We start from the raw sequence: 22,593 nt of genomic DNA on the forward strand, positions 1-22,593 counted from the left end.
TGCCGGGGTGGGAAGGGCAGCGGCAAGATCGCAAAGATATCTTTGCAAATACTTCTTTGCGGTGTACCTTCGCCGTATGGCGACAGGCGGACGACGTGAGATCAACCGCGTGCGCCCGGATCTGGACCAGCTCAAGGCGATGGCGCATCCGGTCCGGCTGACCATGCTGACCCGGCTCCGACTGGACGGCCCGGCGACGGCCTCGTCACTGGCGGCGCAGCTGGGGCTGAACTCCGGCGCCACCAGCTACCACCTGCGCCAACTCGCCGAGGCGGGACTGGTGGTCGAGGACACCGCGCGCGGGACCAAGCGCGATCGCTGGTGGAAGGCTGCGCACGAGTCGACCGAGACAGCACCCTCGGACGTCGCCGACGCCGAGGAGCACGACGTGCTGCTGGGCGCCTACCACGGCGTCGTGGCGCAACAGGCCGCCCAGCAGATCGTGCAGGCCGCGGCAGAGACGCCCGAGCTGCCCAAGGAGTGGGCCGACCTGGCGGGCGCCAGCGACTGGAACCTCTACCTGACCCCGGATCAGGTCCGCCGGGTCAAGGAGGCGGTCCAGGCGATCATGACCGAGATGCTCGAGCAGTCGTCGGACCGACAGGACGCCCCCGCCGACGCGGTCCCGTTCGTCTTCCAGTTCCACTCCTTCCCGCGCCCGGGTGCGCTTGCGCACCACGACGACGACGGTGGGTCGCGATGACCGGCAGCCGCAAGCCGTTCGCTGCGCTCGCGGTGGCCGAGGCGTTCTCGATCTCGGGCACCCGGCTGTCCCAGATCGCGGTGCCGTGGCTGGTGCTGACGATGACCGGCTCCGCGGTCTGGACCGGAGTGGTCGGCTTCGCCGAGATGCTGCCGTATGTCGTGGCCAAGGCCCTGGGCGGCCCCATCGTGGACCGCATCGGCGCGAAAGCCGTTGCGGTGACGTCTGATTCGTGCAGCGTGCTGATCGTCGGGGCGATTCCGCTGCTGCAGTGGGCCGGGATGCTGCAGCTTGTCTGGCTGGTGCCGATCTCGGCGCTGATGGGTGCGGTGCGTGGCCCCTCGGACGGCGCGAAGTCGGCATTGGTGCCGGTGGTCGCCGAGCAGGGTGCCGTGCCGTTGGAGCAGGTCACCGGCGTGATGGGCGCGATCGAGCGGTTGGGCGGCACAGTGGGCGCCGCCGCGGCCGGTGCCGTCGTCGCGATGATCGGCGCACCGCAGGCGTTGCTGGTCAACGCCGTGACGTTCGCGGTCGCTGCGGCCTTCATCTCGCGCGGAGTGCCCAGCGCCACATCGCAACGGCCTCAGGAGGTTTCGGGACAGGCTGGGGCAGAGGCGTCATACCGGCAGCAATTGGTCGAGGGATGGCACTTCCTGCGCGGGGATGCGGTGCTGGTCGGCATCACCACGATGGTGTCGGTCACCAACCTGCTCGACCAGGCGTGGACGGCGGTGCTGCTGCCGGTCTGGGCGCACGACACCGGTCAGGGCGCCGGCGCGGTCGGACTGGTCCTCGCGGTGATGGCCGGGCCGTCGATCCTCGGTGCGCTGACCGCAGCGGCGGTGGGGGAGCGCCTGCCGCGACTGCCGATCTACACGCTGTGCTTCGTGGTCGCCGGCATACCGCGCTTCTCGATCTTCGCGTTCGACACCCCGATGTGGGCGATGGCCGCGGTGCTGGCCGTCGTCGGCTTCGTCTCCGGATTCTGCAACCCGATCCTGGGCGCGGTGATCTTCGAACGGATCCCGAGACACCTGGTGGGCCGGGTGAGTGCGCTCAACACATCGCTGTGCTGGTCACTGATCCCGTTCGGCGGCCTGCTGGGCGGTGGACTCGCGGCGCTCGTCGGCCTGCGGGCGGCGACGATGACCGTCGGGGTGGCGTACTTCTGGGTGGCGTTGATGCCGTTGGTGCGCAAGAGCTTCCGCGAGTTCGACAAGCGGCCGGCGACGGCGTCGCTGTCGGACGGCCGCACGGTCCACGATCTCGCCGTCTGATGCACCGAGCGGACACAAAACACACTCAGCGGACACGAAATACCGGGCATGATCGCCGGTATTTCGTGTCCGCTCGGTAGTTGTGTGTCCGCTCGGTTGATGGCGCTGGTCGTCAGGCGAGCTCCGCGAAGGCGTCGCCCAGGACGCCGAGACCCTCGAGCAGCAGTTCGTCGCTGATCACCAGCGGCGGCAGCAGCCGGATGACGTTGCCGAAGGTGCCGCAGGTCAGGATGACCACCCCCTGCTCGTGGCACCGCTTGGCGACGGCCGCGGTGAGGGCCGCGTCCGGCTCCTTGGTGCCGGGCTTGACGATCTCGACCGCGAGCATGCCGCCGCGGCCCCGGATCTCGCCGATGACGGCGGTGGTGCCGGCGATCTCGTGCAGCTTCGCGGTGGCGATCTCCTCGATGTGCTTGGCCCGGTCCAGCAGACCGTCCTGCTCCATCGTCTCGATGGCGCCGAGCGCGGCCGCGCAAGCGACCGGGTTGCCGCCGTACGTGCCACCCAGGCCACCGGGGTGGACCGCGTCCATCAACTCCGCGCGACCGGTCACCGCGGCCAGCGGCAAACCGCCGGCGATGCCCTTGGCGGTGGTGACCAGATCCGGCACGACACCCTCGTGGTCGACCGCGAACCACTCACCGGTGCGGGCGAATCCGCTCTGCACCTCGTCGGCGATGAAGACGATGCCGTTGTCGGTGCACCACTTCGCCATCGTGGCCAGGAAGCCCGGCGCCGGCACGATGAAACCGCCTTCGCCCTGGATCGGCTCCATGATGAACGCCGCGATCTGGTCGGCGCCGACGGACTTCTCCGCCATGGTGATCGCGCGCTGTGCAGCCTCCTCGCCCGTCATACCCTCCGGGTCGCGGAAGGGGTATGACGTCGGCACGCGGTAGACGTCGGACGCGAAGGGGCCGAAGCCCTTCTTGTAGGGCATCGACTTCGCGGTGAGCGCCATCGTCAGGTTGGTGCGGCCGTGGTAGGCGTGGTCGACCGCGACGACGGCCTGTCGGCCGGTGGCGTAGCGAGCGATCTTGACGGCGTTCTCGACGGCCTCGGCGCCGGAGTTGAACAACGCCGACTTCTTGGCGTGGTCGCCAGGCGTCAGCTCGGCCAGCTTCTCGGCGACCGCGACATAACCCTCGTAGGGGCTGATCATGAAGCAGGTGTGGGTGATCTCGGCGACCTGCCGCTGCACGTTCGCGACCACTCGCGGGTCCGAGCTGCCGACCGTGGTGACCGCGATGCCCGAGCCCAGGTCGATGAGCGTGTTGCCGTCGACGTCCTCGATGACACCGCCGGCGGCGCGGGCGGCATACACGGGCATCGTCGACGAGACGCCGGCGGCGACCACGGAGCTGCGACGCGTGGCCAGCTCCTGCGAACGCGGTCCAGGGATCGGCGTCTTCAGCTCGCGGCGCTGGGCGACGTCCGGTGCGGTGATGGTCATGGGGGCTCCTCTGCAGACATGCGACGTTCGCGTTCAGTGTGCCACGCGTCGATATTCGAAATCGAAAGAGTATGCCGCAGGGCCTTCCCGGAACCCGCGCCGGGGTCGGGAACGTTGCGTCCATGCACCGGGGGGACCGGTGCACTGCGGGCGCCGACGACGAGAGGTATGACGTGCGAGACGTGCAGGATCAGCTGGAGCGGTATCTCGAACTGGGCGTGCACGAGCTCGCCGGACTGTCCGCGGACGCCTTCCGCGCCGCAGCACCTGCGGACCCCGGCGGCACGGCACTCGTCGTGGTGCACCCGTCACTGGTGCCGGCGGCAGCGTTGGCACCGCTGCTGATTCGGGACGGCAAGCCCGGATTCGTGGTGGAGGACATGACGGACCTGGCCGAGTTCGCCAACATTCCGCAGCTGGCAGTGCCGGACGGGCGGCTCTATCTGGTGGACGATCCACAGCGCGGCGACGAACTGCGCAACTGGAGCCCGGACGAGGCGTTGCCCGAGTTGACGGGCTCGGGCCGGACACCGCTGACGATCAGCGAGGGCATCAGCTGGCTGCTGCAGGAACCGCACCAGTTGGAGCCCAATCACTGCTTCATGTGCATCGGCTCCCGCAAGCGCAAGCCGAAGACCGGGAAACTGGACGCGCGCACGCCCGCGCTCTGGATCAGCGGCGGCACCGGGCGGGACGGCACGGCACGACGCAGCGCGGCCAAGGTTGGCTGGTGCTGGGCGGGCAACCGGCACACCTGGCTCGGTTTCGCCTCGGCGGCCGGTCGCCGCTGACCGGCGGCACGGTGGGGTGCGCTGCCGGCCGTGGTGCGCTCGTCAGCTCGCGTCGCCGAGACGGCGTAGCACCTCGTCGTGCAGCAAACCGTTGCTGGACAACGCGTTCCCGCTCCACGGGCCGTCCCTGCCGTCCAGTCCGGTGAAGCGTCCGCCGGCCTCGGTGACGATCGGTGCGAGGGCGGCCATGTCGTGCACGGCCAGCTCCGGCTCCGGTGCGAAGTCGATCGCGCCCTCGGCCACCAGCATGTGTGCCCAGAAGTCGCCGTAACTGCGCACGCGCCATACGTCGTCCATCAGCTCGACGAGCGCGTCCCGGCGGTCGATGTCCGCCCAGGTGCGCCACCCTGCGACCGAGGCCGATGCGTCGGATATCTTCGAAACGCCTGAGACGGCAATGCGTTTCGCGCCCGACAGGGAACGTCCCGTCCATGCGCCGGTGCCGAGGCCGGCCCACCAACGCCGGCCCAGCGCGGGCGCTGCGACGAGCCCAACGACCGGGACGCCGTCGTCGACGAGCGCGATGAGCGTCGCCCACACCGGCACGCCGCGGACGAAGTTCTTGGTGCCGTCGATGGGGTCCACGATCCAGCGGCGCGGGCCGCTGCCCTCGGTGGCCTGCTCCTCGCCCTGCACCGCGTCACGGGGGCGGGCGCGCTTGAGTTGGCCGCGCAGGATCTCCTCGACCGCCACGTCCGCGTCGGTGACCGGTGTCAGATCGGGCTTGGCCGTGACGTGCAGGTCCTCGGCGCGGAAGCGCCCGGTGCTCGTCGGCTCGACCGCGTCCGCGAGCACGTGGGCGAGGCGCAGGTCGTCGTCATACGTCGGCATGCACCCGAACCTATCGGTCGGGGGCCCGGTGATCCGGCAAAGGGCGACGGCGGCAACGAGCAAGTGACGACAGTTGCGGATTGTTCGCCGGTGGGGGCGGGTGCGGGCGAGTAAGTGACGACAGTTGCGGGTTGTTCGCCGCGGAGACGCCCACCCGCGTCAGACCAGCGGCCAGCCCTTCTTGGCCAGCCGCTTGCGCACCCGGTCCAGGTCGGCCTCGATCGGCACGACACCCGCGACCTGCTGCATCAGTTCCTGCGCCTCCTCCTCGGAGATCGGCGTCTTGGGCTCGCCGGGCACCTTGTTGGAGGCGATCAGCTCCTTGGCGACCTTCTTGATCTCCTTCTTGGTCAGCCGGCGCTGCAGCAGCGCGAAGAGCGGGGGCAGGTCGGTCGGCGGCACGCCGTCGGGGTAGCCGGCGCGCAACCAGTCCAGGATGCGCTGGAAGAAGTTGACCCGCTCGGGGCTGTCGTCCTCCTCCTCGTCATCGTCGTCGGTCCCCACCGAATCCGGCAGCGTGGCGGGCCAGCCGACGGACTCCAGCCGAGTCGCGACGGCCTGCACCTCGTCCTCGCTGGGGGGTGCGGACTTGAGCCGCTCGACCGCCTCGGCGACGGTCGCGGCGGAGATCTCCCCGTCCGGGTTGTCCGCGATCAGCTGTGCGCAGACAGCCTGCACGTCGGCCGGCTTCAGGGTGCGCTGCAGCAACGCCAGCAGCGGCGGGAAGTCCTTGGGCGGGATGCCCTCGGGGTAGCCCTTGCGCAGCCAGTCCACGACGGAGGTCAGCAAATTGGTAGCCATGGTCATCAGAACAGCTCGATCCCGAGGTAGTGGTCGATGCTCTTGTGGGTGATGTAGAGGACGCCCACCACGACGGCGGCGGCCACGATCGCGAAGATGGCGTATGCCGCCCAGAGTGCGGCGGCCTTGCCGGCCGTGACGGTGCCGTCCTCCTGCTCGTGCTCGCTGCCGATGTCCCAGAGTCGTATGCCGATCGTGAACAGCAGGGGCAGGCCGGCGCCGAACAGCAGGCCCACGACCAGCACCTTCGCGGTGCCGTCCACGATGCTCGTCCAATCGATGTTCATCTCGAAACCATTGCCCTGTTCGCCCTGTATCCCCTTGTGTCCTGCCGGTCCTGCCGCCGGTCAGGCGGTGGGAACCTTCGTCTTCTTGCCGGGTTTCGCACCTGTACCCTTCGCGCCGTCGTCCCACTCGGCGTTGACGTTTTCGGCGCCGACCTTCTGCTGTTGCGCGCGGTAGTAGATGTATGCCGCCAGGGCGACCAGGATCAGGAAGATCACGATCGCGCCGGCCGCTCCACCGATGAGGTGGCCGATGTAGAAGCTCACCGCTCCGCCGATGGCCGCGCACGGCAGGGTGATCAGCCAGCCCGCGGCCATCCGGCCGGCCACGCCCCAGCGCACGGTCGCGCCGGGTTTGCCGACGCCGGTGCCGATGATCGAGCCGGTCGCGACGTGGGTGGTCGACAGCGCCATACCGAGGTTGCTGGAGGTCAGGATGATCGCCGCGGCCGACGCCTGCGCCGCCATACCCTGCGGCGCCTCGATCTCGACCAGGCCCTTGCCGAGTGTGCGGATGATGCGCCAGCCGCCGATGTAGGTGCCCAGCGCGATGGCGCCGGCACACAGCACGATGATCCACACCGGCAGCCCGTGTGCCTCGATCTGCCGGTCCGACAGGCTGCCGTGCGCGATGAGCGCGAGGGCGATGACGCCCATGGTCTTCTGCGCGTCACCGGTGCCGTGCGCCAGTGACACCAGCGAGGCGGTGGCCACCTGTCCCCAGCGGAAACCGCTCTCCTGCTTGCTCTTGCGTACGGTGCGGCTGAGCGCATAGACCCCGACCGTGCCGACGGCGGCGACCGCTCCGGCGATGACCGGTGACAGCAGCGCCGGGATGATCACCTTCACGACGAGCCCGTCCCAGTTGATGCCGCTGGTGCCGATCGCGGCCAGACCGGCGCCGATCAGGCCGCCGAAGAGCGCGTGCGAGGAGCTGCTGGGCAGGCCGAGCAGCCAGGTGAGCAGGTTCCACAGGATGCCGCCGATCAGGCCGGCGAAGATGATGAACATCGCCTCCTGGGCGTCGATGCCGGTGACGAGGCCGCCGGCACCGTCCTGGATCTTCAGCACCGACGTGGTCACGGTGACCGCGACCTCCACCGACAGGAAGCCGCCGACCAGGTTGAGGACCGCCGAGAGTGCGACAGCGGTCTTGGGCTTCAACGCACCCGTGGCGATCGAGGTGGCCATCGCGTTTCCGGTGTCGTGGAAGCCGTTGGTGAAGTCGAATCCCACGGCGGTGATCACCAGCAGGATCAGAATGAAGAGTTCGGCACTCACGGGTCACGAGTATGACGCCGCGAGCTGGGTGCGGCGCAAATCGGGACGGCGCCGGACCCGATTTGTTCACGAACTGTTCAGCTGTTTGCCGATGTCCATCATGCGTTGCAGACCACTGGCGATGATTCGGGCGTCGACCATCCTCGTGCCGACCGGGGGCAGCGTCGCGATCATCCGGGTCAGCACCCCGGCCATCCGTTCGGCGTCGATGGCGCGTGGCGGGTCGGTCGTCCAGCAGGCCGCGAGCACGATGTATGACGCCTCGTTCAGCGAGGTCTCCAGCAGATCCCAGTCGGCCAGCGTCCGGGGCAGATCCGTCTGGGCCAGTTGCAGGATGTTGCCGCATTGCAGTTGCTCGAAGCCGAGGTCGCGACGGGCGGCATACCCGCGGTCGCTGCTCTGCTGGCCGTCGGCGATCAGCAGCAGCAGTCGTTCCAGGGAGCGCAGCGAACGCCGGAACTGCCGGCGTACCAGGGCGATCGGCGCGCGCCGGCCCATCAGCCAGATCACCAGCACCGACGCGGTGCCGCCGACGACGGTCTCCAGCACGCGTTCGCCGGCGATCTCGCCGACCGGCCGGTAGGGGTTGCCCGCGGTGCTGATGAGCAGTGCCATCGGGGTGACGAAGATGACGCCCAGCGCGTAGTTGCGCACCGCCAGCATCTGCACGCAGAAGACGAGGAACAGCGCGATGACCAGCAGCACCAGACCGCTGGGGTGCGCGGCGTGGATGGCGAAGAACGCGGCGATGCCGATCACCGTGCCGGTGATGCGGTGCAGCGCGCGGCGGGTGAGGGCGAGGCGGTCGGCGGTCACCGACATGACCAGGGCGGTGGTCATCGCGGCCCAGTAGGGGTGGCCGATGTGGAACCCGTAGGACACCACGCAGGTCAGCAGCACCGCTGTGGCCATCCGCCGGGCGGCCAGCCAGGGCAGCGACGACGGCGACAACCCCCAGCGCAGCAGATAGGACCAGTCGGGCCGGCCGAGGTAGCGGCGGTGCTCGACACCGCTGACCACCACCTCCCGGCCCGGGAGGTGCACCGTGACGACCTGCTGGATAATCGCCAGGTGCAGGTGGCGCAGGGACGCGTTCATCCGGCGCCACTGGCGCAGTCGGGGTTGGCGACCCACCGCGTCCTCCAGGATCATCGAGGCGCCGAAGACGGAGGCGAACGCCTGGTCGCGCAACCTGGCCAGCCGGTGCCGGGGGATCGTGGCCCGGTCGGCGCCGAGGTATGCCGCCACGGCCTCCTCCGCGGTGTCCAACGCGTCCTGTTCGGCGTGCCGGGGACGGGTGACCAGCTGCAGCAGCACCGAGGCGGCCGAGGCGCTGACGCAGCCGATCGCGCAGACCAGCACCACTTTGCCGGCCGGGATGCCGACGGTCGGCAGGTACGAGGCGATGGCGGGCCCCATGATGAGGAACATCGCGCCGGGCGGTTCGGCGACCAGCGAGTTGTAGCCGAGCACCGTGACCAGGGAGATGAGGGTGAGCACCAGGGTGAGCAGCACCGGGTCGTCGCCGACCAGCGCGCCGACCGCCACGCAGACGATGTAGGTGAGGTCGAGACCGGCCAGGATCACCAGCCGCGAGCGGATCGGGCGCGACTGGGCGATCCAGCCGAGGAAGGCACCGGTGATGCCGACCAGCCCCATGCTGGGCCCGAGCAGCAGGCTGATCAGCGTCACCGCGACGACCACGATCGCCAGCACGTGCAGCGCGAACTTCCAGCGTCCGGGGGCCGGCTTGACCTCGGCGAAGGCCAGCAGTTGCCGGTTGAGCGCCTCGGGAGCCGGCCGCATGGGTTCAGTCCGTCTCGCGGGGGTCGGTTTCGTGGGGGTCGGTCCCGTGGGGTTCGGCCTGCTGCGAGTCCGCGTCGCCGGTCCGGCTGCGCAGCAGGCGGCGCAGTGACGCCAGCCGGGCGGGGCCGCTGTCGCCTGCCCGTCCGTCGGCGACCCAGGCGTCCAGTGCGCATTCCTCCTCGTCGTGGGTGCAGCCGCGGGGGCAGCCGCCGGTGCCGGCGGCCAGGTCGGGGAATGCATCGATGATGTGGTCCGGGTCGATGTGCGCCAGCCCGAAGGACCGCACACCGGGGGTGTCGATGACCCAGCCGTCGGTGCCGCCGTGGCCGTCCGGCAGCGGCAGCGCGATCGCCGAGGTCGAGGTGTGCCGGCCGCGGCCGGTCACCGCGTTGACATGGCCGATCGCCCGGTCCACGCCGGGCACGAGGGCGTTGACCAGGGTCGACTTGCCGACCCCGGAGTGACCGACCAGCACCGTCATCCGCCCACGCAGCGCCTGCTGGACCTGTTCGAGGCCGGCGATGCCGTCCTCCGTCCGGTGGGTCACCACGTGCGGGACGTCGAGACCGGCGTAGTTGGCCAGGAACGGGGCCGGGTCGGCCAGGTCGGCCTTGGTGAGCACGAGCAGTGGCGTCATACCGGCGTCGTATGCCGCGACCAGGCACCGGTCGACCATCCGGGGGCGCGGCTCGGGGTCGGCCAGCGCGGTGACGATGGCGAGCTGGTCGGCGTTGGCGACGATGACGCGTTCGTAGGGGTCGGTGTCGTCGGCGGTGCGGCGCAGCACGCTGGTGCGCGGCTCCACCCGAACGATGCGCGCGAGGGTGCCCGGTTCGCCGGAGGTGTCGCCGACCAGGGCGACGCGGTCGCCGACGACGGTGCTGGTGCGGCCGAGTTCGCGGGCGCGCATGGCCACGACCTCGTGGCCGTCGACCAGACAGGTCCAGCGGCCGCGGTCGACGGTGGTGACCTGGCCGATGCGGGCGTTCTCGTGTTTGGGGCGTTCCTTGGTGCGCGGCCGGCTGCCGCGGCGGCTCGGGCGCACGCGGACGTCGGATTCGTCGTAGTCGCGGCGTCCGCGGTGTGCCACCGGTCAGTCCCCGATCATGCGGGTCCAGCGAGCGGTGAAGTCCGGCATGGTCTTGGCGACCGTGCCGGCGTCCTGCACGACCAGACCGGGGACTCGCAGGCCGAGGACCGCGGCCGTCATCACCATCCGGTGGTCGGCGTAGGTGTGGAAGGTATTGCCATGCATCGGTTTCGGGCGTATGACGAGCCCGTCCTCGGTCTCCTCGACGTCCGATCCGAGGCGACCCAACTCGGTGGCGAGCGCGGCCAGCCGGTCTGTCTCGTGGCCGCGGATGTGCCCGATGCCGCGCAGGTGACTGGGGCCGTCGGCGAAGGCGGCGATCGCCGCGACGACCGGCGACAGCTCGCTGGCCTCGTGCAGGTCGAGGTCGACCGCCTCGATGCGGCCGGTCCCGCGCACCGTCAGGCCCTCACGGGTCAGCTCCACGTCGGCGCCGAACTGCTGCAGGATGTCGCGCGCGTGGTCTCCCGCCTGGGTGGTGAAGTGCGGCCAGCCAGGGACGGTCACCCGGCCGTCGGTCAACAGCGCCGCGGCCAGGAACGGGAAGGCGTTGGACAGGTCGGGCTCGACCTCGACGTCGAGGGCGTGGATCTGCGAGGGCTCGACCCGCCACCGGTTGGCGTCGCCGTCGTCGACCATCACGCCGGCGTCGCGCAGCACCTCGACGGTCATCGCGATGTGCGGCAGCGACGGCACCTGCTTGCCCTCGTGGATGACGGTGATGCCGTCGTCGTAGCGCGCACCGGCCAGCAGCAGCGCACTGACGAACTGCGACGAGCCGGACGCGTCGATGTGGACCGTGCCGCCGGCGACCCGGCCGGTGCCGGTCAGGGTGAAGGGCAGGCCGTCGCCGTCGCCGGCGACACCCAGTGAGCGCAGTGCCTCCAGGACCGGACCGAGCGGGCGGCGCCGGGCGGCTTCGTCGCCGTCGAACGCCACGGTGCCTTCGGCGAGTGCCGCGACGGGCGGCAGGAAGCGCATCACGGTGCCGGCCAGACCGCAGTCGATGTCGGCGGGCCCGTGCAGCGGTGCCGGCTCGATGATCCATTCGGTGTCGTCGGTGCGACTCTCGATGTGGGTGCCGAGCGCCTGGAGTGCTTCGCACATCAGCGTGCTGTCGCGGGAGCGCAGCGGATCGGTCAGCCGCGACGTGTCCTGGGCCAGCGCGGCGAGCACGAGGAAGCGGTTGGTCAGCGACTTGCTGCCGGGCACGGGCACGACGGCGTCGATCGCCCGATCGGCCGTCGGTGCGGCCCAGTCGCCCGCGGCGAGGATGGCGGTGGACGTCGGATGCGGAGGTTCTGCGCTCATCGCGCCAAGATTACCGAGAGAGTCGGGGCGCGCGTACCGCTGTCGTGGATGTCATGGCGTTGTCGCTGATCGAGTGCCGGGGTTCGCGCTGTCGCTGATCGAGTGCCGCGGTTCGCGCTGTCGCTGATCAAGTGCCGGGGGAGCGCAGCGGAGGAGGTGTATCGAGATCGAGACACGCCATACGCTTGCACCCATGTGTGGCCGGTATGCCGCGAGCTTCGCCCCCGACGATCTGTTGCAGGACTTCGACATCGAGCAGGACCGCACCGACGAGCGCAGTCGGTCGCTGCTGGTGACCCCGCAGGATCCACCACCAGGTGCCCCGGACTGGAACGTCGCGCCGTCCAAACAGGCTCGGGTCGTCCTGACGCGCGCGCCGCGCGACGACTCCGCCGCGACGCCGCTGCGGCAGCTGCGGCTGCTCACCTGGGGCTTGGTGCCCAGCTGGGCCAAGGACCCGAAGATCGGGCTGCGGATGATCAACGCGCGTGCCGAGACACTGCTGGACAAGGGTGCCTACCGGAACGCCGCGCTGTCGCGGCGCTGTCTGGTGCCAGCCGACGGCTGGTACGAGTGGCAGGCGAGCCCCACGGCGAAGGATCGCAAGGGCAAGCCGCGCAAGCAGCCGTTCTTCGTCCACCGTGCCGACAACGAGCCCGTCGCGTTCGCAGGGGTCTACGAGTTCTGGCGGGACAAGTCGGTCGCGGACGACGACCCGAATGCCTGGGTGGTCAGCTACTCGATCGTGACGACCGCGGCCGAGCCGGGCATGGACCGCATCCACGACCGCCAGCCGGTGGTGCTCGACCCCGATCAGTGGGCCAGCTGGCTCGACCCGACGCTGACCGAGCCGGACGACGTGCGCGCCCTGCTCGAACCGCGGACGCTGGGCCGCTTCGAGGCCTGGCCGATCGGGAAGGCGGTCGGCTCGACCCGCAACAACGGGCCGGAGTTGCTCGAACCCGTTCCGCGCGCCGAGCTGGAGGGCGTCGTCGACCCGATGACCGGCGAAGTGCTCTGATGACGGTCCGCACCCGGCTGATCGACACCCCGCCGGGCCCGGCGCGAGTGCATGTCGAACGCCCCTGCACCGATCGCCGTGGTCCGGCCGGTCGCGGCTCGCTCGTCCTGGGCCACGGCGCGGGTGGCGGCATCGAGGCCGCCGATCTGGTCGCGCTGCGCGAACTGGTGGCGGACGGCTGGACGTACGTGCGCGTCGAACAACCGTGGCGAGTCGCCGGTAAGAAGGTCGCGACCCCGCCGAAAACCCTTGACGCCGCGTGGGTTCCGATCATCACCGCGCTGACGCGCGGCCGATGGGCCCTGCCGCGGCCGCTCGTCGTCGGCGGTCGCTCGGCCGGCGCCAGGGTCGCCTGCCGGACTGCGGCGCAGGTCGGCGCCGACGCGGTGCTGGCGTTGTCGTTCCCGTTGCACCCGCCGAACAACCCGGACCGGTCGCGCGCGTTCGAGGCGCAGGCCGTGCTGGCTGCTGGGCTGCCGCTGGCCGTCATACAAGGGGAACGTGATCCGTTCGGGCGCCCCGACGAGGTGCGTGCGGCGCTCGGCCGGGCACCGACCGTCGTCGGCGTGCCCGGCGACCACAGCTTGACCCGGGGCACTGCGCAGGCCCTCGCCGCCGCTCGCGCCTGGCTGAGCACGCTGGTCGAGTAGCACGCTGGTCGAGTAGCGACGAAGGAGCGTATCGAGACCAAGTGCCCGGTCCGGCGTAGCGTGTGGGCATGAGCCTGACCATCGGATACAAAGCATCCGCAGAGCAATTCGCACCCCGTGAGCTGGTGGACCTGGCGGTCGAGGCCGAACGCGCCGGACTGGACAGTGCGTTCGCCTCGGACCATTTCCAGCCCTGGCGTCACGAAGGCGGCCACGCGCCGCACGCGTTGACCTGGTTGGCGGCGGCGGGTGCGCGCACCGATCGGATCACGCTGGGGACGTCGGTGCTGACGCCGACCTTCCGCTACAACCCGGCGGTGCTCGCGCAGACGTTCGCGACGCTCGGCTGTCTCTACCCGGGCCGGGTCATCCTGGGTGTGGGCACCGGGGAGGCGCTCAACGAGATCGCCGTCGGGCAGGAGGGCTGGCCGGACTTCAAGGAACGCTTCGCCCGGCTGCGTGAGTCGGTGCGGCTGATGCGCCGGCTGTGGACGCAGGGACGCGTCGACTTCGACGGTGACTACTACCGCACGGTCGGCGCGACCATCTACGACCGGCCGGAGCAGCCCATCCCGGTCTATGTCGCCGCCGGCGGACCGACCGTCGCCAAGTACGCCGGCCGGATGGGTGACGGGATGATCGTCACCTCCGGCAAGGGCATGGAGCTGTATGCCGACAAGCTGGTGCCGGCCATGCAGGAAGGCGAGCAACTGGGCAAACGCGAGCCCGGGGCGGTCGAACAGCTGCTCGAGGTCAAGATCTCCTACGACCGCGACCCGCAGCGGGCGCTGGAGAACACCCGCTTCTGGGCGCCGCTCGCGCTGACGCCGGAGCAGAAGCACAGCATCGACGACCCGGTGGAGATGGAGAAGGCGGCCGACGCGTTGCCGATCGAGCAGATCGCCTCACGGTGGATCGTCGCGTCCGACGCCGAGACCGTCATCGAGGGGGTGCGTCCGTATGTCGAGCTCGGCTTCACTCATCTGGTGGTGCACGCCCCGGGCGAGGATCAGCGGCGATTCCTGGGGCAGTTCAGCGAGGACGTGCTGCCTGCGTTGCGCGCGGAGTTCTGAGCGAGAGTGCCGGTCTGGCGGCGGTCAGGCGGTCTTCGCTGCCGGGCCGTCGCCGGGCTGCTCCATGTGTGACGGCGGTGCCAGTGCGAGGACCTCTGCCGGTGCGTCGACAGGTGGGTCGACGGGCACGGAACGCTCCTGCCACAGCGTGCGCGTCATGAGGCCGACGACGAACCACACCGAAACGGCGTAGATCGCTACGACTGCGCCGAGGAGGAGGGTCACGAAACGGAAACCTACTCATCGGTTCGGCGGGCGTCAACGGGTTCGGATGCCGCACCATCGCTGGGATCCGCGGCCCCGAGCGACGTTCGGTGACCACCGGCCCGGATGCGGCGGCTCGGGGAATGAGCCGGCGCTCGCCACTGTTGACACCGGTGTCCAGGCCAGACCTTCGCAGTGAGGAGTGCAGCTTGTTGCACGCACCATTGATGCTCTCGGAGTCCGGTGGCTCCGCAGGTGGGCCGACGCTCGTCGGCTCCGCGACCCAGTCCCGCGGAGGTCTAGGCTTGACGTCGATGACCACTCATGAAGGCAGCGATCTGCAGCCGCAGTCCGCGGAAGATCCGGACCTCGACGTTGCGAGCGAATCCGAGGCCGACCGGCTTGCGCGATTCGAGCGCGACGCCATGCCCTACCTGGACCAGCTCTACAGCGCTGCGCTGCGCACGACCCGCAATCCGGCCGACGCCGAGGACCTGGTCCAGGAGACCTTCGCCAAGGCGTTCTCGGCGTTCCATCAGTACAAGCCGGGCACCAACCTCAAGGCCTGGCTCTACCGCATCCTCACCAACAGCTACATCAACACCTACCGCAAGAAGCAGCGTCAGCCGCAGCAGTCCGACGCCGCCGACATCGAGGACTACCAGCTGGCTCGCGCCGAGGCGCACACCTCGCGCGGCCTGCGGTCGGCCGAGACCGAGGCGTTGGACCACCTGCCCGACAGTGACGTCAAGCGCGCGCTGCAAGAGGTCCCGGAGGACTTCCGGCTGGCTGTCTACCTGGCGGATGTCGAGGGCTTCTCCTACAAGGAGATCGCCGAGATCATGGATACGCCGATCGGCACGGTCATGTCGCGGTTGCACCGTGGCCGGCGTCAGCTGCGTGAGCTGCTGACCGACTACGCCGTCGAGCGCGGATTTATCAAGGAAGGGGCGTCTTCCTGATGGGCGCCGAATGTGGCGACTACTTGTCGCGGATCTATCAATTCCTGGACGGCGAGCTCGACGATGCCGGCCGCGCACAGCTGCAGGCTCATCTGGACGAGTGTCCGCCGTGTCTGGACGAATACGAGCTCGATCGCCTGTTGAAGGCGCTCGTGCAGCGATCGTGTGCCTGCGAGCAGGCGCCGGACACGCTGCGCACGCAGATCCTGCAGACGATCACCAGTGTGCAGGTCACCCCGACCCAGGTCACCCAGGTCACCCAGGTGCGCATCCAGGAAAGCTGACAACGTCCCCCGGTCCGTATGACGAACGGCCCGGCTGCACGCCATTGCGTGCGGCCGGGCCGTTTCGTATGTCGCTCGCTGAGCGGCGACTGGCTCAGGCGTTCGGCTTCTTGCCGTGGTTGGCGGCCTTGCCCTTGCGGCTGCGACGCTTGCGGGCGCGCTTGCTCATGATGAGACTCCTTGATCGAGCGGAAGCTGATGTCGCCGCACTAGCGGCCGGGCCATCATCTCACATGTGACTGAAGTTAAAGATTTAGTCAAGAAATGGTCATCTACGGTGTACGGGGTTGCGGCACCCCGGCTCTCTCATGGGAAAATTGTGAACGGTTGATCACGGCCCCACCCCTGAGGTCGTGCAGATATCTGCCTCCCGCTTCGTGGACGAGGTGGAGCGGAAAGGATCTCGATCATGGATCAAGCTGCACTGTTGGCGATGCTTACGGCAATGGCGAGCGGTAATTCTCGCTCCGCACAGACGGTTCGGTGGGACCCGACCAACTAAGACAGGCGGGCTTCCGAGCCACGGATCGAACGCCGTAGCCGCCCCGTCCCACGGCCGGCTGCATCAAGATGACACGTACGTGGCGAGCGATTCTGGGCATCGCGCTCACTTTCATAGCCGCAGCCATAGGTTCCGCGCTGACGCCGTCGGTGCGGAACCTATCGCTGTCTGCGGTGATCATCCTCGCGGTCTTGTCGCTGCTCGCATCTGCCGCACAATCTCTCACGCGGCTGGCGACCTCGAGCGCCAGCGTCTCGCTGACTTCCATCTTGCTGGGTGCAGCGATTCCGCTGACCGGTCCGCTGGGTGCCGCGATCGTCGGCTGCATTTCGGCCGTCGATCCAGGCCAGAAGAGGCCGTTCGCGGTGCGCGTCTTCAACGTGTCGATGACCGGCCTGGTTGGTGCAATCGGTGGACTCACCTACCTGGGTCTCGACGGTGTGGTGCTGCACGATGCGCAGCTGGAGCCGCTTCTCATCCTCGGCCGACAAGGCATTCCGCTTGCCATCGCGACAGTGGTCATGCTCTTGGTCAACACCGGGTGCGTGAGCGTAATGATCGCCGTCAACGGCGGCGCACCGATGTTAGTCACCTGGCGTCGAATCACGCGTCAGGTCGGCCGCACCTACCTCGGTTACGGCGTGGTGGGTTTTCTCTTCGCGGTCCTGTGGGATCCGGTCGGACTGGGACCGGCCACTGTGCTGGTGATGTTCGTCCCGCTCGTCTTCGCCCAATGGTCGTATGCCCAGCAACACGCCGAGTCGGTCGCCCACGAACGCACCGTCGCGAGCTTGGTCGCGGCCGGTGAGGCGCGGGATCCGATCATGAGCGGCCGTATCGAGCGTGTTGCGCAGGTCAGCGAGTTGCTCGGCAACGAGCTTCGCCTGTCGCCTGCGGATGCCGACGCGCTGCACTTCGCCGCGTTGCTGCACGACGTCGGCATGGTGGCGCCCGTCGAGGGCCGGCACCGCGACAATGACGACATTCGCGCCGACAACCTGGAGCGGATCCGCCGTCACCCGTCCCGCGGGGTCGACATGCTGCGGTCCATCGAATTCCTCGGCGATTCGATCACCGCCATTCGGCACCACCACGAGCGGTGGGACGGCAGAGGCTATCCGGACGGGCTCGCCGGCCCGCAGATCCCGCAACTGGCGCGAGTGCTCGCGGTGTCGGACGCGTTCTGTGCGCTGGTGCCGCGAGTCGGTGCCGAGCGGACGATGGAGCTGCTGCGCGACCGCGCCGGCGTGCAGTTCGACCCCGAGTGCGTGGACGCCATGGACAAGGTCGCATCCATCGCCGCGGACCTCGCAGCGCTCGATCGCGGTCCGCAGGCCGAGGTGATCGCCGACACCGTGATCGATGACCGGTGGATCGACCATGATCTGCCCGAGGTGTCCGATCTGCTTGCCGGCGACAAGGTGCAACCGTGAGACGTGCGCGGACCGCGCAGATCGTCGTCTGGTCGGTGGTCCTGACGGTGTTGTGCCTCGGCGCGGCGGTGCTGCAGGAGCGGCTCATCTCCGGTGCACACGTGCTGGTGCTGACGTGTTTCGCCGTCGCCATCGCGTGCGCTTCGCAACTGCACCTGTCATTGCTCGGGGGACGCGTCGCCACCCCGGTGGCGACGGCGATCGCACTGAGTCTGGCGTTGTCCGGGCCGCAACCGTTCGCCGGCTCCGGCCGGGTCCCGGACTCGACCTGGGCTGTGGTCGGCACGGCGATCGTCGGGCGGGTCGCCGGGGGACTGCTCAGCTGGCGGCTTTTCGGCATACGGCCGACACCGAAGGAGCGCATCGGGCCGCTCATCGCGATCATCGTGGCATCCCTGCTCTACCGGGACCTGACCTTCTTCAACGGGGTCTCCGCTCTCGACATGTATGGCGCCTGGGGCCATCACCGGTGGCGGTCCGCCGCCGCGATGGCCGTGGCCGGCATCGTCGCGGGCATCGTGTTGCTCCTCACCTCGGTCTATCTGCACCGGGGCGGGCGCAGCTTCCGGGCCGAGTTGTCCGAGGTGGTGACGATCCAGTCCTCGCTCAATGCGGCCGTTGTCTCGACGTCGATCGCGATCGCGCTGGGCATGTCCGCGTTGGGCGTGCTCGCCATACCGCTGATGTCGGCACCGTTGGTGTTGTTACGTTTCGCGCTGCAACAGCAGGCGTCGGTGATCGACACCCGCCGGCAGACGATCGCGGCGCTGGCGCAGCTGACCGATATCGCCGGCTACACGCCGGAGGGTCACTCGGCGCGGGTCGCCGCGTGGGCTCGGCGCATCGGCACCGAACTGCACATGAACGATCGTGAGCTGGACGAGCTCGAGGACGCTGCACGGCTGCACGACATCGGGCAGGTGTCGTTGGCAGCGCCCATCCCGGGCGGCGCCACCATCGACGTCGCGCCGGCCGATCAGCGCGGCATCGCCGACGAGGGTGCGCGGATCGTGCGCCGCACTGAGGTGCTCGACGGTGTCGCCGACATCATCGAGGCGCAGGTCGTGCAGTTCCGGGAGGTCCAGGAACACGGCGAAACCGTCCCGATGAGCGGGCGAATCATCAAGGTGTGCAACGCCTTCGAGGACCTCACCGGCGGCGACATCATGCTCCGGGACGCCGCGATCGAGCGGTTGACGCTGGGCATCGGCTATGAATACGACCCGATGGTGCTCGATCTGTTGACCAAGGTGACCGCGCCGCAGCATGGTCGCACGCACTGAGGCGCCATACCCTTCGCTGTGGAAGCAGCACATACGAAAACGCGGGCGGATCAAGGTGATCCGCCCGCGCTCTCGTGGAGCGGTCAGGCCGGGTCGGCGGCGTGCCGGCCGGTCGGGGCCTCTCCGGTGCCCAGGTCCGTGGGGTCGTAGCCGTGGTCGATCCGCGGGTCGTCGGCCTCCACGAAGTAGTCGGCGACAGCGGTCTCGTCCCGGCCTGCCGGCACCTTCAGCGCCCGCAGGACGAAGGTGAGCACGACGGCGACGATCACGTTGATGATGACGGCGGTGAACGCAATGTAGCCGAGTTCGCCGATGACGGGGATGTTGGACAGCGATCCGCCGAAGTGCTTCGTGGCGGGGCTGGCGACGTCATACGCGCGCCACGTGCCGTAGACCATCGCGACCGCCCAGCCGGCCAGCAACGCGTAACGGTGCATCCAGCGGGTGTAGAGGCCGATCACGATCGCGGGGAAGGTCTGCAGGATCCAGATGCCACCGAGCAACTGCAGGTTGATGGCATTCTGCTTGTCCATCGCCAGCACGAAGACCAGCGCGAAGACCTTGACCACGAGCGAGGTGAGTTTGGAGACCTTGGCCTCCTCCTTCACCGTGGCGTTCGGGCGGATCCACTCCTTGTAGATGTTGCGGGTGAAGGTGTTGGCCGCCGCGATCGACATGATCGCCGCAGGCACCAGGGCGCCGATCGCGATGGCTGCGAAGGCGACTCCCGCGAACCAGCTCGGGAACTGGTCCTCGAAGAGTTGCGGCACGACCAGTTGCGGGTTCGGCTTGCCGTTGAGGCCGATCGGTTTGGTGCCGGCGGCGATGGCCACCCAGCCGAGCAGCGCCAGCAGGGCGAGCACGAAGGAGTATGCCGGCAGCATCGAGGCGTTTTTGCGGATCGTGTCCCGGCTCTTGGAGGACAACACTGCGGTGATGGAGTGCGGGTACATGAACAAGGCCATGGCGGAGCCGAACGCCAGTGTGACGTAAGCCCACTGAGCCTTCGGGCCGACCGTGTCGGAGAACTTCGCCGCCTGACCCGCGGGGGATTCGGCCTTGGCGTGCACCGCGTCGAAGATGTGGCTCCAGCCACCGACCTTCGTCGGCAGGTAGATCACCGCGACGATGATGACCAGGTAGATCAGGATGTCCTTGACGAACGCGATGATCGCCGGTGCGCGCAGCCCGCTGGTGTAGGTGTATGCCGCCAGGACGACGAACGCGACGAACAACGGCGCGTCATTGGCGAACCAGTTGCCCTTGCCGCCGACGCCGGCGACTTCCAGGACGGCCTGAATTCCCACCAGTTGCAACGCAATGTAGGGCAACGTTGCGACGAAACCGGTGATCGAGATGGCCAGGGACAGCTCGCGTGAGCCGTAGCGACCACGCACGAAGTCACCGGCGGTGACGTAGCCGTGCCGGTGGCTGACCGACCACATCCGCGACATGAAGAAGAAGATGATCGGGTAGAGCACGATCGTGTAGGGCACGGCGAAGAAGCCGCTGACCGCCCCTGCTCCGAACATCGCGGCCGGGACGGCCACGAACGTGTATGCCGTGTAGAGGTCGCCGCCCAGCAGGAACCAGGTGATCCAGGTGCCGAAGCTGCGGCCGCCGAGGCCCCACTCGTCCAGAGACTCCAGGTCCTTGCCCTTCTTCCATCGCGCGGCCATGAAGCCCATGACCGTGACGAGCAGGAAGAGCAGGATCAGGACGACGGTCGCCGAGACGTTCAGGCCACCGCCCGGGTGCGACGGACTTGCCGCAGTGGGAAGGAGATTCGTCATGCTTCACCGTCCTCGGTGATCGGGCCGTCGGCCGGCTGGAAGGGCACGGGCGGCCGCGCCTTCTTGACCAGCACGTAGGCGACCGACGTGCACAGCACGCAGAAGAAGACGAGCGCCATCTGATACCAGATGAAGAAGGGGAACGCGCCGAGCTTGGGCGTGGTCCGTGCGTACCAGCCGACCGGCACGAGCGCGATCATCGGCAGCAGCAGGACAATGCCCGCCACGACCTGCAGGCGACGGTCTGCAGGCGGAGCCTTGTCGGGGTATTTGTGAAGAGCCATCCGGGTGCAACCTCTCGGGGTGACGTTGCTAACCGGAAAACGCTACCGCCGTGACCGGTGTTGCGGGTGGGATTCACCAGACCCGTTCCCCGAACACCTTCTGCACGTGCGAAAGGCCCCTCCGAAGGCACGACCGCGCCGGTCGAATCCCGCGGGAGTGCGCTGGTCGAGTGCCGGAGGAGCCCCGTGCGGCGTGCCCTGAGGAGCGCGCTGGTCGAGTGCCGGAGGAGCGCGCTGCTCGAGTGCCGGTGGAGTGCGTTGGTCGAGTGCCGGTGGAGCGCGCTGGTCGAGTGCCGGAGGAGCGCGCTGGTCGAGTGCCGGAGGAGCGTAGCGGGGGAGGTGTATCGAGACCGAGCGTCCTTGGTGGGTGGTCTCGATACGGCCTCGCCTTGGGGCTCGGCCTACTCGACCGGCGTGGGGTGGGGTGTGCGTTCGCTGGTCGAGTGTTGGGGGAGTGCGCTGGTCGAGTGCCGGAGGAGCGTAGCGGGGGAGGTGTATCGAGACCGAGCGACTTCGAGTTGTCCACAGGCAGCGTTCTCAACAGCCCGCCGATCGAATCCGGCGGCACATGCTGTCGTATGCCTTGGACATACATATTGCGCTGTGGCGACGGCAGCTACTACGTCGGCAGCACGCTCGACCTCGAGCGACGGCTCGCGCAGCACTCGGTCGGTGAGGGAGCGGCGTACACCCGTCGGCGGTTGCCGATCGAACTTGTGTGGGCGCAGGAGAGCGACTCGGTGCGCACCGCCTACGAGCTGGAGAAGCAGGTCCAGAACTGGAGCCGTGCCAAGCGCGAAGCGCTGATCACCGGGCGCTTCGATCTCTTGCCCGAATTGGCCAAGAAGCGAGTATGGCGGCGGGCGCCGGACGGGTGAACAGTTGGCTGGTCGAGTGCCGGGGGAGCGTAGCGGGGGAGGTGTATCGAGACCGGGGTGTGGTTTCGATACGCGTCTCGGCTGGCGCCTCGCCGCTACTCGACCAGCGTGGGGTCGCCACTACGCGACCGTGTGCCTCTGGCCACATGCGGCGCTGGTTCAGTCGATCTTGAACTCGCCGAGCTCGTCCCAGTGGTCGCCTTCCATCTGCACGTTGCGGACACGGGGTGTCTCCTGCACGTACTGCGGCAGATCGCGCTGCGCGGCCTTGAAGTGCTCGGAGGTCACGTGTGCCTCCGCGGCGTCGTCCCGGAACGCCTCGATCAGCACGTACTCGTGCGGGTCATCGACGCTGCGGGACCAGTCGAAGAACAGGTTGCCCGGCTCAGCGCGCGTCGCATCGGTGAACGTCTTGGTCAACTCGATCCACTGGTCGGCATACTCGGGCTTCACCTTCCACTTCACGCAGATGAAGATCATGTCGCTCTCCTTGACGGCTCGGGTGCAGTGCATGCGGGCGTCGCCGGGACGCTCCGCCCTCACTCTGGCACGGGACGGAGAGCGGCGGGGAGGCCGTTTCTCACGGGGTGACAACCGC

Annotated in this window: 24 protein-coding genes; 11 read left to right on the forward strand and 13 right to left on the reverse strand. The window is 68.8% G+C overall.

The annotated features are described in order from the left end of the window. Positions 1–76 precede the first annotated feature (76 nt). Both ACTHL4_RS08450 and ACTHL4_RS08455 read left to right on the forward strand, forming a co-directional pair. Complete coding sequence (locus ACTHL4_RS08450) at positions 77–703, forward strand: ArsR/SmtB family transcription factor (RefSeq protein ID WP_440282306.1); 627 nt, start codon at positions 77–79, stop codon at positions 701–703. Continuing rightward, entirely contained in the window at positions 700–1,980 is a 1,281-nt protein-coding gene (locus ACTHL4_RS08455) for an MFS transporter (RefSeq protein ID WP_440282307.1), read from the forward strand. The genes ACTHL4_RS08450 and ACTHL4_RS08455 overlap by 4 nt, the downstream gene beginning before the upstream one ends. Before the next feature lie 112 nt (positions 1,981–2,092). On the opposite strand, the gene gabT is transcribed toward ACTHL4_RS08455, so the two are convergent. After that, positions 2,093–3,433, reverse strand: a complete 1,341-nt coding sequence (gabT, locus tag ACTHL4_RS08460) for a 4-aminobutyrate--2-oxoglutarate transaminase (protein ID WP_440282308.1) — start codon at positions 3,431–3,433, stop codon at positions 2,093–2,095. 122 nt (positions 3,434–3,555) lie between these two features. On the opposite strand from gabT, the gene ACTHL4_RS08465 reads away from it, so the two are divergent. Next, positions 3,556–4,224 (forward strand): DUF5701 family protein, encoded by a 669-nt coding sequence (locus ACTHL4_RS08465; protein WP_440282309.1) that lies wholly within the window; start codon positions 3,556–3,558, stop codon positions 4,222–4,224. Positions 4,225–4,266: 42 nt separating this feature from the next. On the opposite strand, the gene ACTHL4_RS08470 is transcribed toward ACTHL4_RS08465, so the two are convergent. The 7 genes from ACTHL4_RS08470 to aroA form a co-directional block, all read right to left on the reverse strand. Beyond that, positions 4,267–5,055 carry an inositol monophosphatase family protein gene (locus ACTHL4_RS08470; RefSeq protein ID WP_440282310.1) on the reverse strand — a complete coding sequence of 263 codons (789 nt, stop codon included), beginning with the start codon at positions 5,053–5,055 and terminating at the stop codon, positions 4,267–4,269. Positions 5,056–5,214: 159 nt separating this feature from the next. Continuing rightward, positions 5,215–5,856 carry a DUF3349 domain-containing protein gene (locus ACTHL4_RS08475; RefSeq protein ID WP_440282311.1) on the reverse strand — a complete coding sequence of 214 codons (642 nt, stop codon included), beginning with the start codon at positions 5,854–5,856 and terminating at the stop codon, positions 5,215–5,217. Positions 5,857–5,861: 5 nt separating this feature from the next. Continuing rightward, positions 5,862–6,143: a hypothetical protein gene (locus ACTHL4_RS08480; protein ID WP_440282312.1), complete on the reverse strand. Its 282-nt coding sequence runs from the start codon at positions 6,141–6,143 to the stop codon at positions 5,862–5,864. 60 nt (positions 6,144–6,203) lie between these two features. Then, positions 6,204–7,421 carry an anion permease gene (locus ACTHL4_RS08485; RefSeq protein ID WP_440282313.1) on the reverse strand — a complete coding sequence of 406 codons (1,218 nt, stop codon included), beginning with the start codon at positions 7,419–7,421 and terminating at the stop codon, positions 6,204–6,206. A 66-nt stretch (positions 7,422–7,487) separates the two neighbouring features. Continuing rightward, positions 7,488–9,227: an FUSC family protein gene (locus ACTHL4_RS08490; RefSeq protein WP_440282314.1), complete on the reverse strand. Its 1,740-nt coding sequence runs from the start codon at positions 9,225–9,227 to the stop codon at positions 7,488–7,490. 4 nt (positions 9,228–9,231) lie between these two features. Beyond that, on the reverse strand, positions 9,232–10,317 hold the full coding sequence (gene rsgA, locus ACTHL4_RS08495; RefSeq protein WP_440282315.1) for a ribosome small subunit-dependent GTPase A: 1,086 nt from the start codon (positions 10,315–10,317) through the stop codon (positions 9,232–9,234). Positions 10,318–10,320: 3 nt separating this feature from the next. Beyond that, positions 10,321–11,628 carry a 3-phosphoshikimate 1-carboxyvinyltransferase gene (gene aroA, locus ACTHL4_RS08500; protein WP_440282316.1) on the reverse strand — a complete coding sequence of 436 codons (1,308 nt, stop codon included), beginning with the start codon at positions 11,626–11,628 and terminating at the stop codon, positions 10,321–10,323. Positions 11,629–11,821: 193 nt separating this feature from the next. On the opposite strand from aroA, the gene ACTHL4_RS08505 reads away from it, so the two are divergent. From ACTHL4_RS08505 to fgd, 3 genes are all read left to right on the forward strand, one after another. Further along, complete coding sequence (locus tag ACTHL4_RS08505; protein WP_440282317.1) at positions 11,822–12,649, forward strand: SOS response-associated peptidase; 828 nt, start codon at positions 11,822–11,824, stop codon at positions 12,647–12,649. Continuing rightward, positions 12,649–13,299 (forward strand): alpha/beta hydrolase family protein, encoded by a 651-nt coding sequence (locus tag ACTHL4_RS08510; protein ID WP_440282318.1) that lies wholly within the window; start codon positions 12,649–12,651, stop codon positions 13,297–13,299. The genes ACTHL4_RS08505 and ACTHL4_RS08510 overlap by 1 nt, the downstream gene beginning before the upstream one ends. 68 nt (positions 13,300–13,367) lie before the next feature. Beyond that, the gene (fgd, locus tag ACTHL4_RS08515) at positions 13,368–14,372 is read left to right on the forward strand and encodes a glucose-6-phosphate dehydrogenase (coenzyme-F420) (protein WP_440282319.1); all 1,005 of its coding nucleotides are present in this window, start codon (positions 13,368–13,370) and stop codon (positions 14,370–14,372) included. A gap of 24 nt (positions 14,373–14,396) precedes the next feature. Here the strand turns inward: fgd and ACTHL4_RS08520 are convergent, their stop codons facing one another. Next, positions 14,397–14,597 (reverse strand): hypothetical protein, encoded by a 201-nt coding sequence (locus ACTHL4_RS08520; RefSeq protein WP_440282320.1) that lies wholly within the window; start codon positions 14,595–14,597, stop codon positions 14,397–14,399. 293 nt (positions 14,598–14,890) lie between these two features. On the opposite strand from ACTHL4_RS08520, the gene ACTHL4_RS08525 reads away from it, so the two are divergent. After that, positions 14,891–15,538 carry a sigma-70 family RNA polymerase sigma factor gene (locus ACTHL4_RS08525; protein ID WP_440282321.1) on the forward strand — a complete coding sequence of 216 codons (648 nt, stop codon included), beginning with the start codon at positions 14,891–14,893 and terminating at the stop codon, positions 15,536–15,538. Continuing rightward, positions 15,538–15,822, forward strand: coding sequence for a mycothiol system anti-sigma-R factor (gene rsrA / locus ACTHL4_RS08530; protein ID WP_440282322.1), 285 nt, complete (start codon positions 15,538–15,540; stop codon positions 15,820–15,822). Before ACTHL4_RS08525 ends, rsrA begins: the two co-directional genes overlap by 1 nt. 94 nt (positions 15,823–15,916) lie before the next feature. Here the strand turns inward: rsrA and ACTHL4_RS08535 are convergent, their stop codons facing one another. Continuing rightward, positions 15,917–15,991: a 50S ribosomal protein bL37 gene (locus ACTHL4_RS08535; protein ID WP_370670776.1), complete on the reverse strand. Its 75-nt coding sequence runs from the start codon at positions 15,989–15,991 to the stop codon at positions 15,917–15,919. 524 nt (positions 15,992–16,515) lie between these two features. Between ACTHL4_RS08535 and ACTHL4_RS08540 the strand changes: the two genes are divergently transcribed. Then, the gene (locus ACTHL4_RS08540) at positions 16,516–17,757 is read left to right on the forward strand and encodes an HD-GYP domain-containing protein (RefSeq protein WP_440282323.1); all 1,242 of its coding nucleotides are present in this window, start codon (positions 16,516–16,518) and stop codon (positions 17,755–17,757) included. Continuing rightward, positions 17,754–19,040 carry an HD-GYP domain-containing protein gene (locus ACTHL4_RS08545; protein ID WP_440282324.1) on the forward strand — a complete coding sequence of 429 codons (1,287 nt, stop codon included), beginning with the start codon at positions 17,754–17,756 and terminating at the stop codon, positions 19,038–19,040. The genes ACTHL4_RS08540 and ACTHL4_RS08545 overlap by 4 nt, the downstream gene beginning before the upstream one ends. Positions 19,041–19,123: 83 nt before the next feature. Here ACTHL4_RS08545 and mctP read toward each other — a convergent pair whose 3' ends face one another. Further along, positions 19,124–20,833, reverse strand: coding sequence for a monocarboxylate uptake permease MctP (gene mctP / locus ACTHL4_RS08550; RefSeq protein WP_440282325.1), 1,710 nt, complete (start codon positions 20,831–20,833; stop codon positions 19,124–19,126). Then, positions 20,830–21,117 carry a DUF3311 domain-containing protein gene (locus tag ACTHL4_RS08555; RefSeq protein ID WP_440282326.1) on the reverse strand — a complete coding sequence of 96 codons (288 nt, stop codon included), beginning with the start codon at positions 21,115–21,117 and terminating at the stop codon, positions 20,830–20,832. Before ACTHL4_RS08555 ends, mctP begins: the two co-directional genes overlap by 4 nt. Positions 21,118–21,695: 578 nt before the next feature. Between ACTHL4_RS08555 and ACTHL4_RS08560 the strand changes: the two genes are divergently transcribed. Then, complete coding sequence (locus tag ACTHL4_RS08560) at positions 21,696–21,995, forward strand: GIY-YIG nuclease family protein (RefSeq protein ID WP_440282327.1); 300 nt, start codon at positions 21,696–21,698, stop codon at positions 21,993–21,995. 159 nt (positions 21,996–22,154) lie between these two features. On the opposite strand, the gene ACTHL4_RS08565 is transcribed toward ACTHL4_RS08560, so the two are convergent. Further along, positions 22,155–22,475, reverse strand: a complete 321-nt coding sequence (locus ACTHL4_RS08565; protein WP_440282328.1) for a putative quinol monooxygenase — start codon at positions 22,473–22,475, stop codon at positions 22,155–22,157. Positions 22,476–22,593 lie beyond the last annotated feature (118 nt).

Source organism: Flexivirga sp. (assembly GCF_051955415.1).
Lineage (GTDB): Bacteria > Actinomycetota > Actinomycetes > Actinomycetales > Dermatophilaceae > Flexivirga.

Bases quoted from the DNA above. Each gene is read 5' to 3' on its own strand.
- ACTHL4_RS08450 (WP_440282306.1), top strand. From the start codon at position 77: ATGGCGACAGGCGGACGACGTGAGATCAACCGCGTGCGCCCGGATCTG.
- ACTHL4_RS08455 (WP_440282307.1), top strand. From the start codon at position 700: ATGACCGGCAGCCGCAAGCCGTTCGCTGCGCTCGCGGTGGCCGAGGCG.
- gabT (WP_440282308.1), bottom strand. From the start codon at position 3,433: ATGACCATCACCGCACCGGACGTCGCCCAGCGCCGCGAGCTGAAGACG.
- ACTHL4_RS08465 (WP_440282309.1), top strand. From the start codon at position 3,556: ATGCACCGGGGGGACCGGTGCACTGCGGGCGCCGACGACGAGAGGTAT.
- ACTHL4_RS08470 (WP_440282310.1), bottom strand. From the start codon at position 5,055: ATGCCGACGTATGACGACGACCTGCGCCTCGCCCACGTGCTCGCGGAC.
- ACTHL4_RS08475 (WP_440282311.1), bottom strand. From the start codon at position 5,856: ATGGCTACCAATTTGCTGACCTCCGTCGTGGACTGGCTGCGCAAGGGC.
- ACTHL4_RS08480 (WP_440282312.1), bottom strand. From the start codon at position 6,143: ATGAACATCGATTGGACGAGCATCGTGGACGGCACCGCGAAGGTGCTG.
- ACTHL4_RS08490 (WP_440282314.1), bottom strand. From the start codon at position 9,227: ATGCGGCCGGCTCCCGAGGCGCTCAACCGGCAACTGCTGGCCTTCGCC.
- aroA (WP_440282316.1), bottom strand. From the start codon at position 11,628: ATGAGCGCAGAACCTCCGCATCCGACGTCCACCGCCATCCTCGCCGCG.
- ACTHL4_RS08505 (WP_440282317.1), top strand. From the start codon at position 11,822: ATGTGTGGCCGGTATGCCGCGAGCTTCGCCCCCGACGATCTGTTGCAG.
- ACTHL4_RS08510 (WP_440282318.1), top strand. From the start codon at position 12,649: ATGACGGTCCGCACCCGGCTGATCGACACCCCGCCGGGCCCGGCGCGA.
- fgd (WP_440282319.1), top strand. From the start codon at position 13,368: ATGAGCCTGACCATCGGATACAAAGCATCCGCAGAGCAATTCGCACCC.
- ACTHL4_RS08525 (WP_440282321.1), top strand. From the start codon at position 14,891: ATGACCACTCATGAAGGCAGCGATCTGCAGCCGCAGTCCGCGGAAGAT.
- rsrA (WP_440282322.1), top strand. From the start codon at position 15,538: ATGGGCGCCGAATGTGGCGACTACTTGTCGCGGATCTATCAATTCCTG.
- mctP (WP_440282325.1), bottom strand. From the start codon at position 20,833: ATGACGAATCTCCTTCCCACTGCGGCAAGTCCGTCGCACCCGGGCGGT.
- ACTHL4_RS08555 (WP_440282326.1), bottom strand. From the start codon at position 21,117: ATGGCTCTTCACAAATACCCCGACAAGGCTCCGCCTGCAGACCGTCGC.
- ACTHL4_RS08560 (WP_440282327.1), top strand. From the start codon at position 21,696: ATGCCTTGGACATACATATTGCGCTGTGGCGACGGCAGCTACTACGTC.
- ACTHL4_RS08565 (WP_440282328.1), bottom strand. From the start codon at position 22,475: ATGATCTTCATCTGCGTGAAGTGGAAGGTGAAGCCCGAGTATGCCGAC.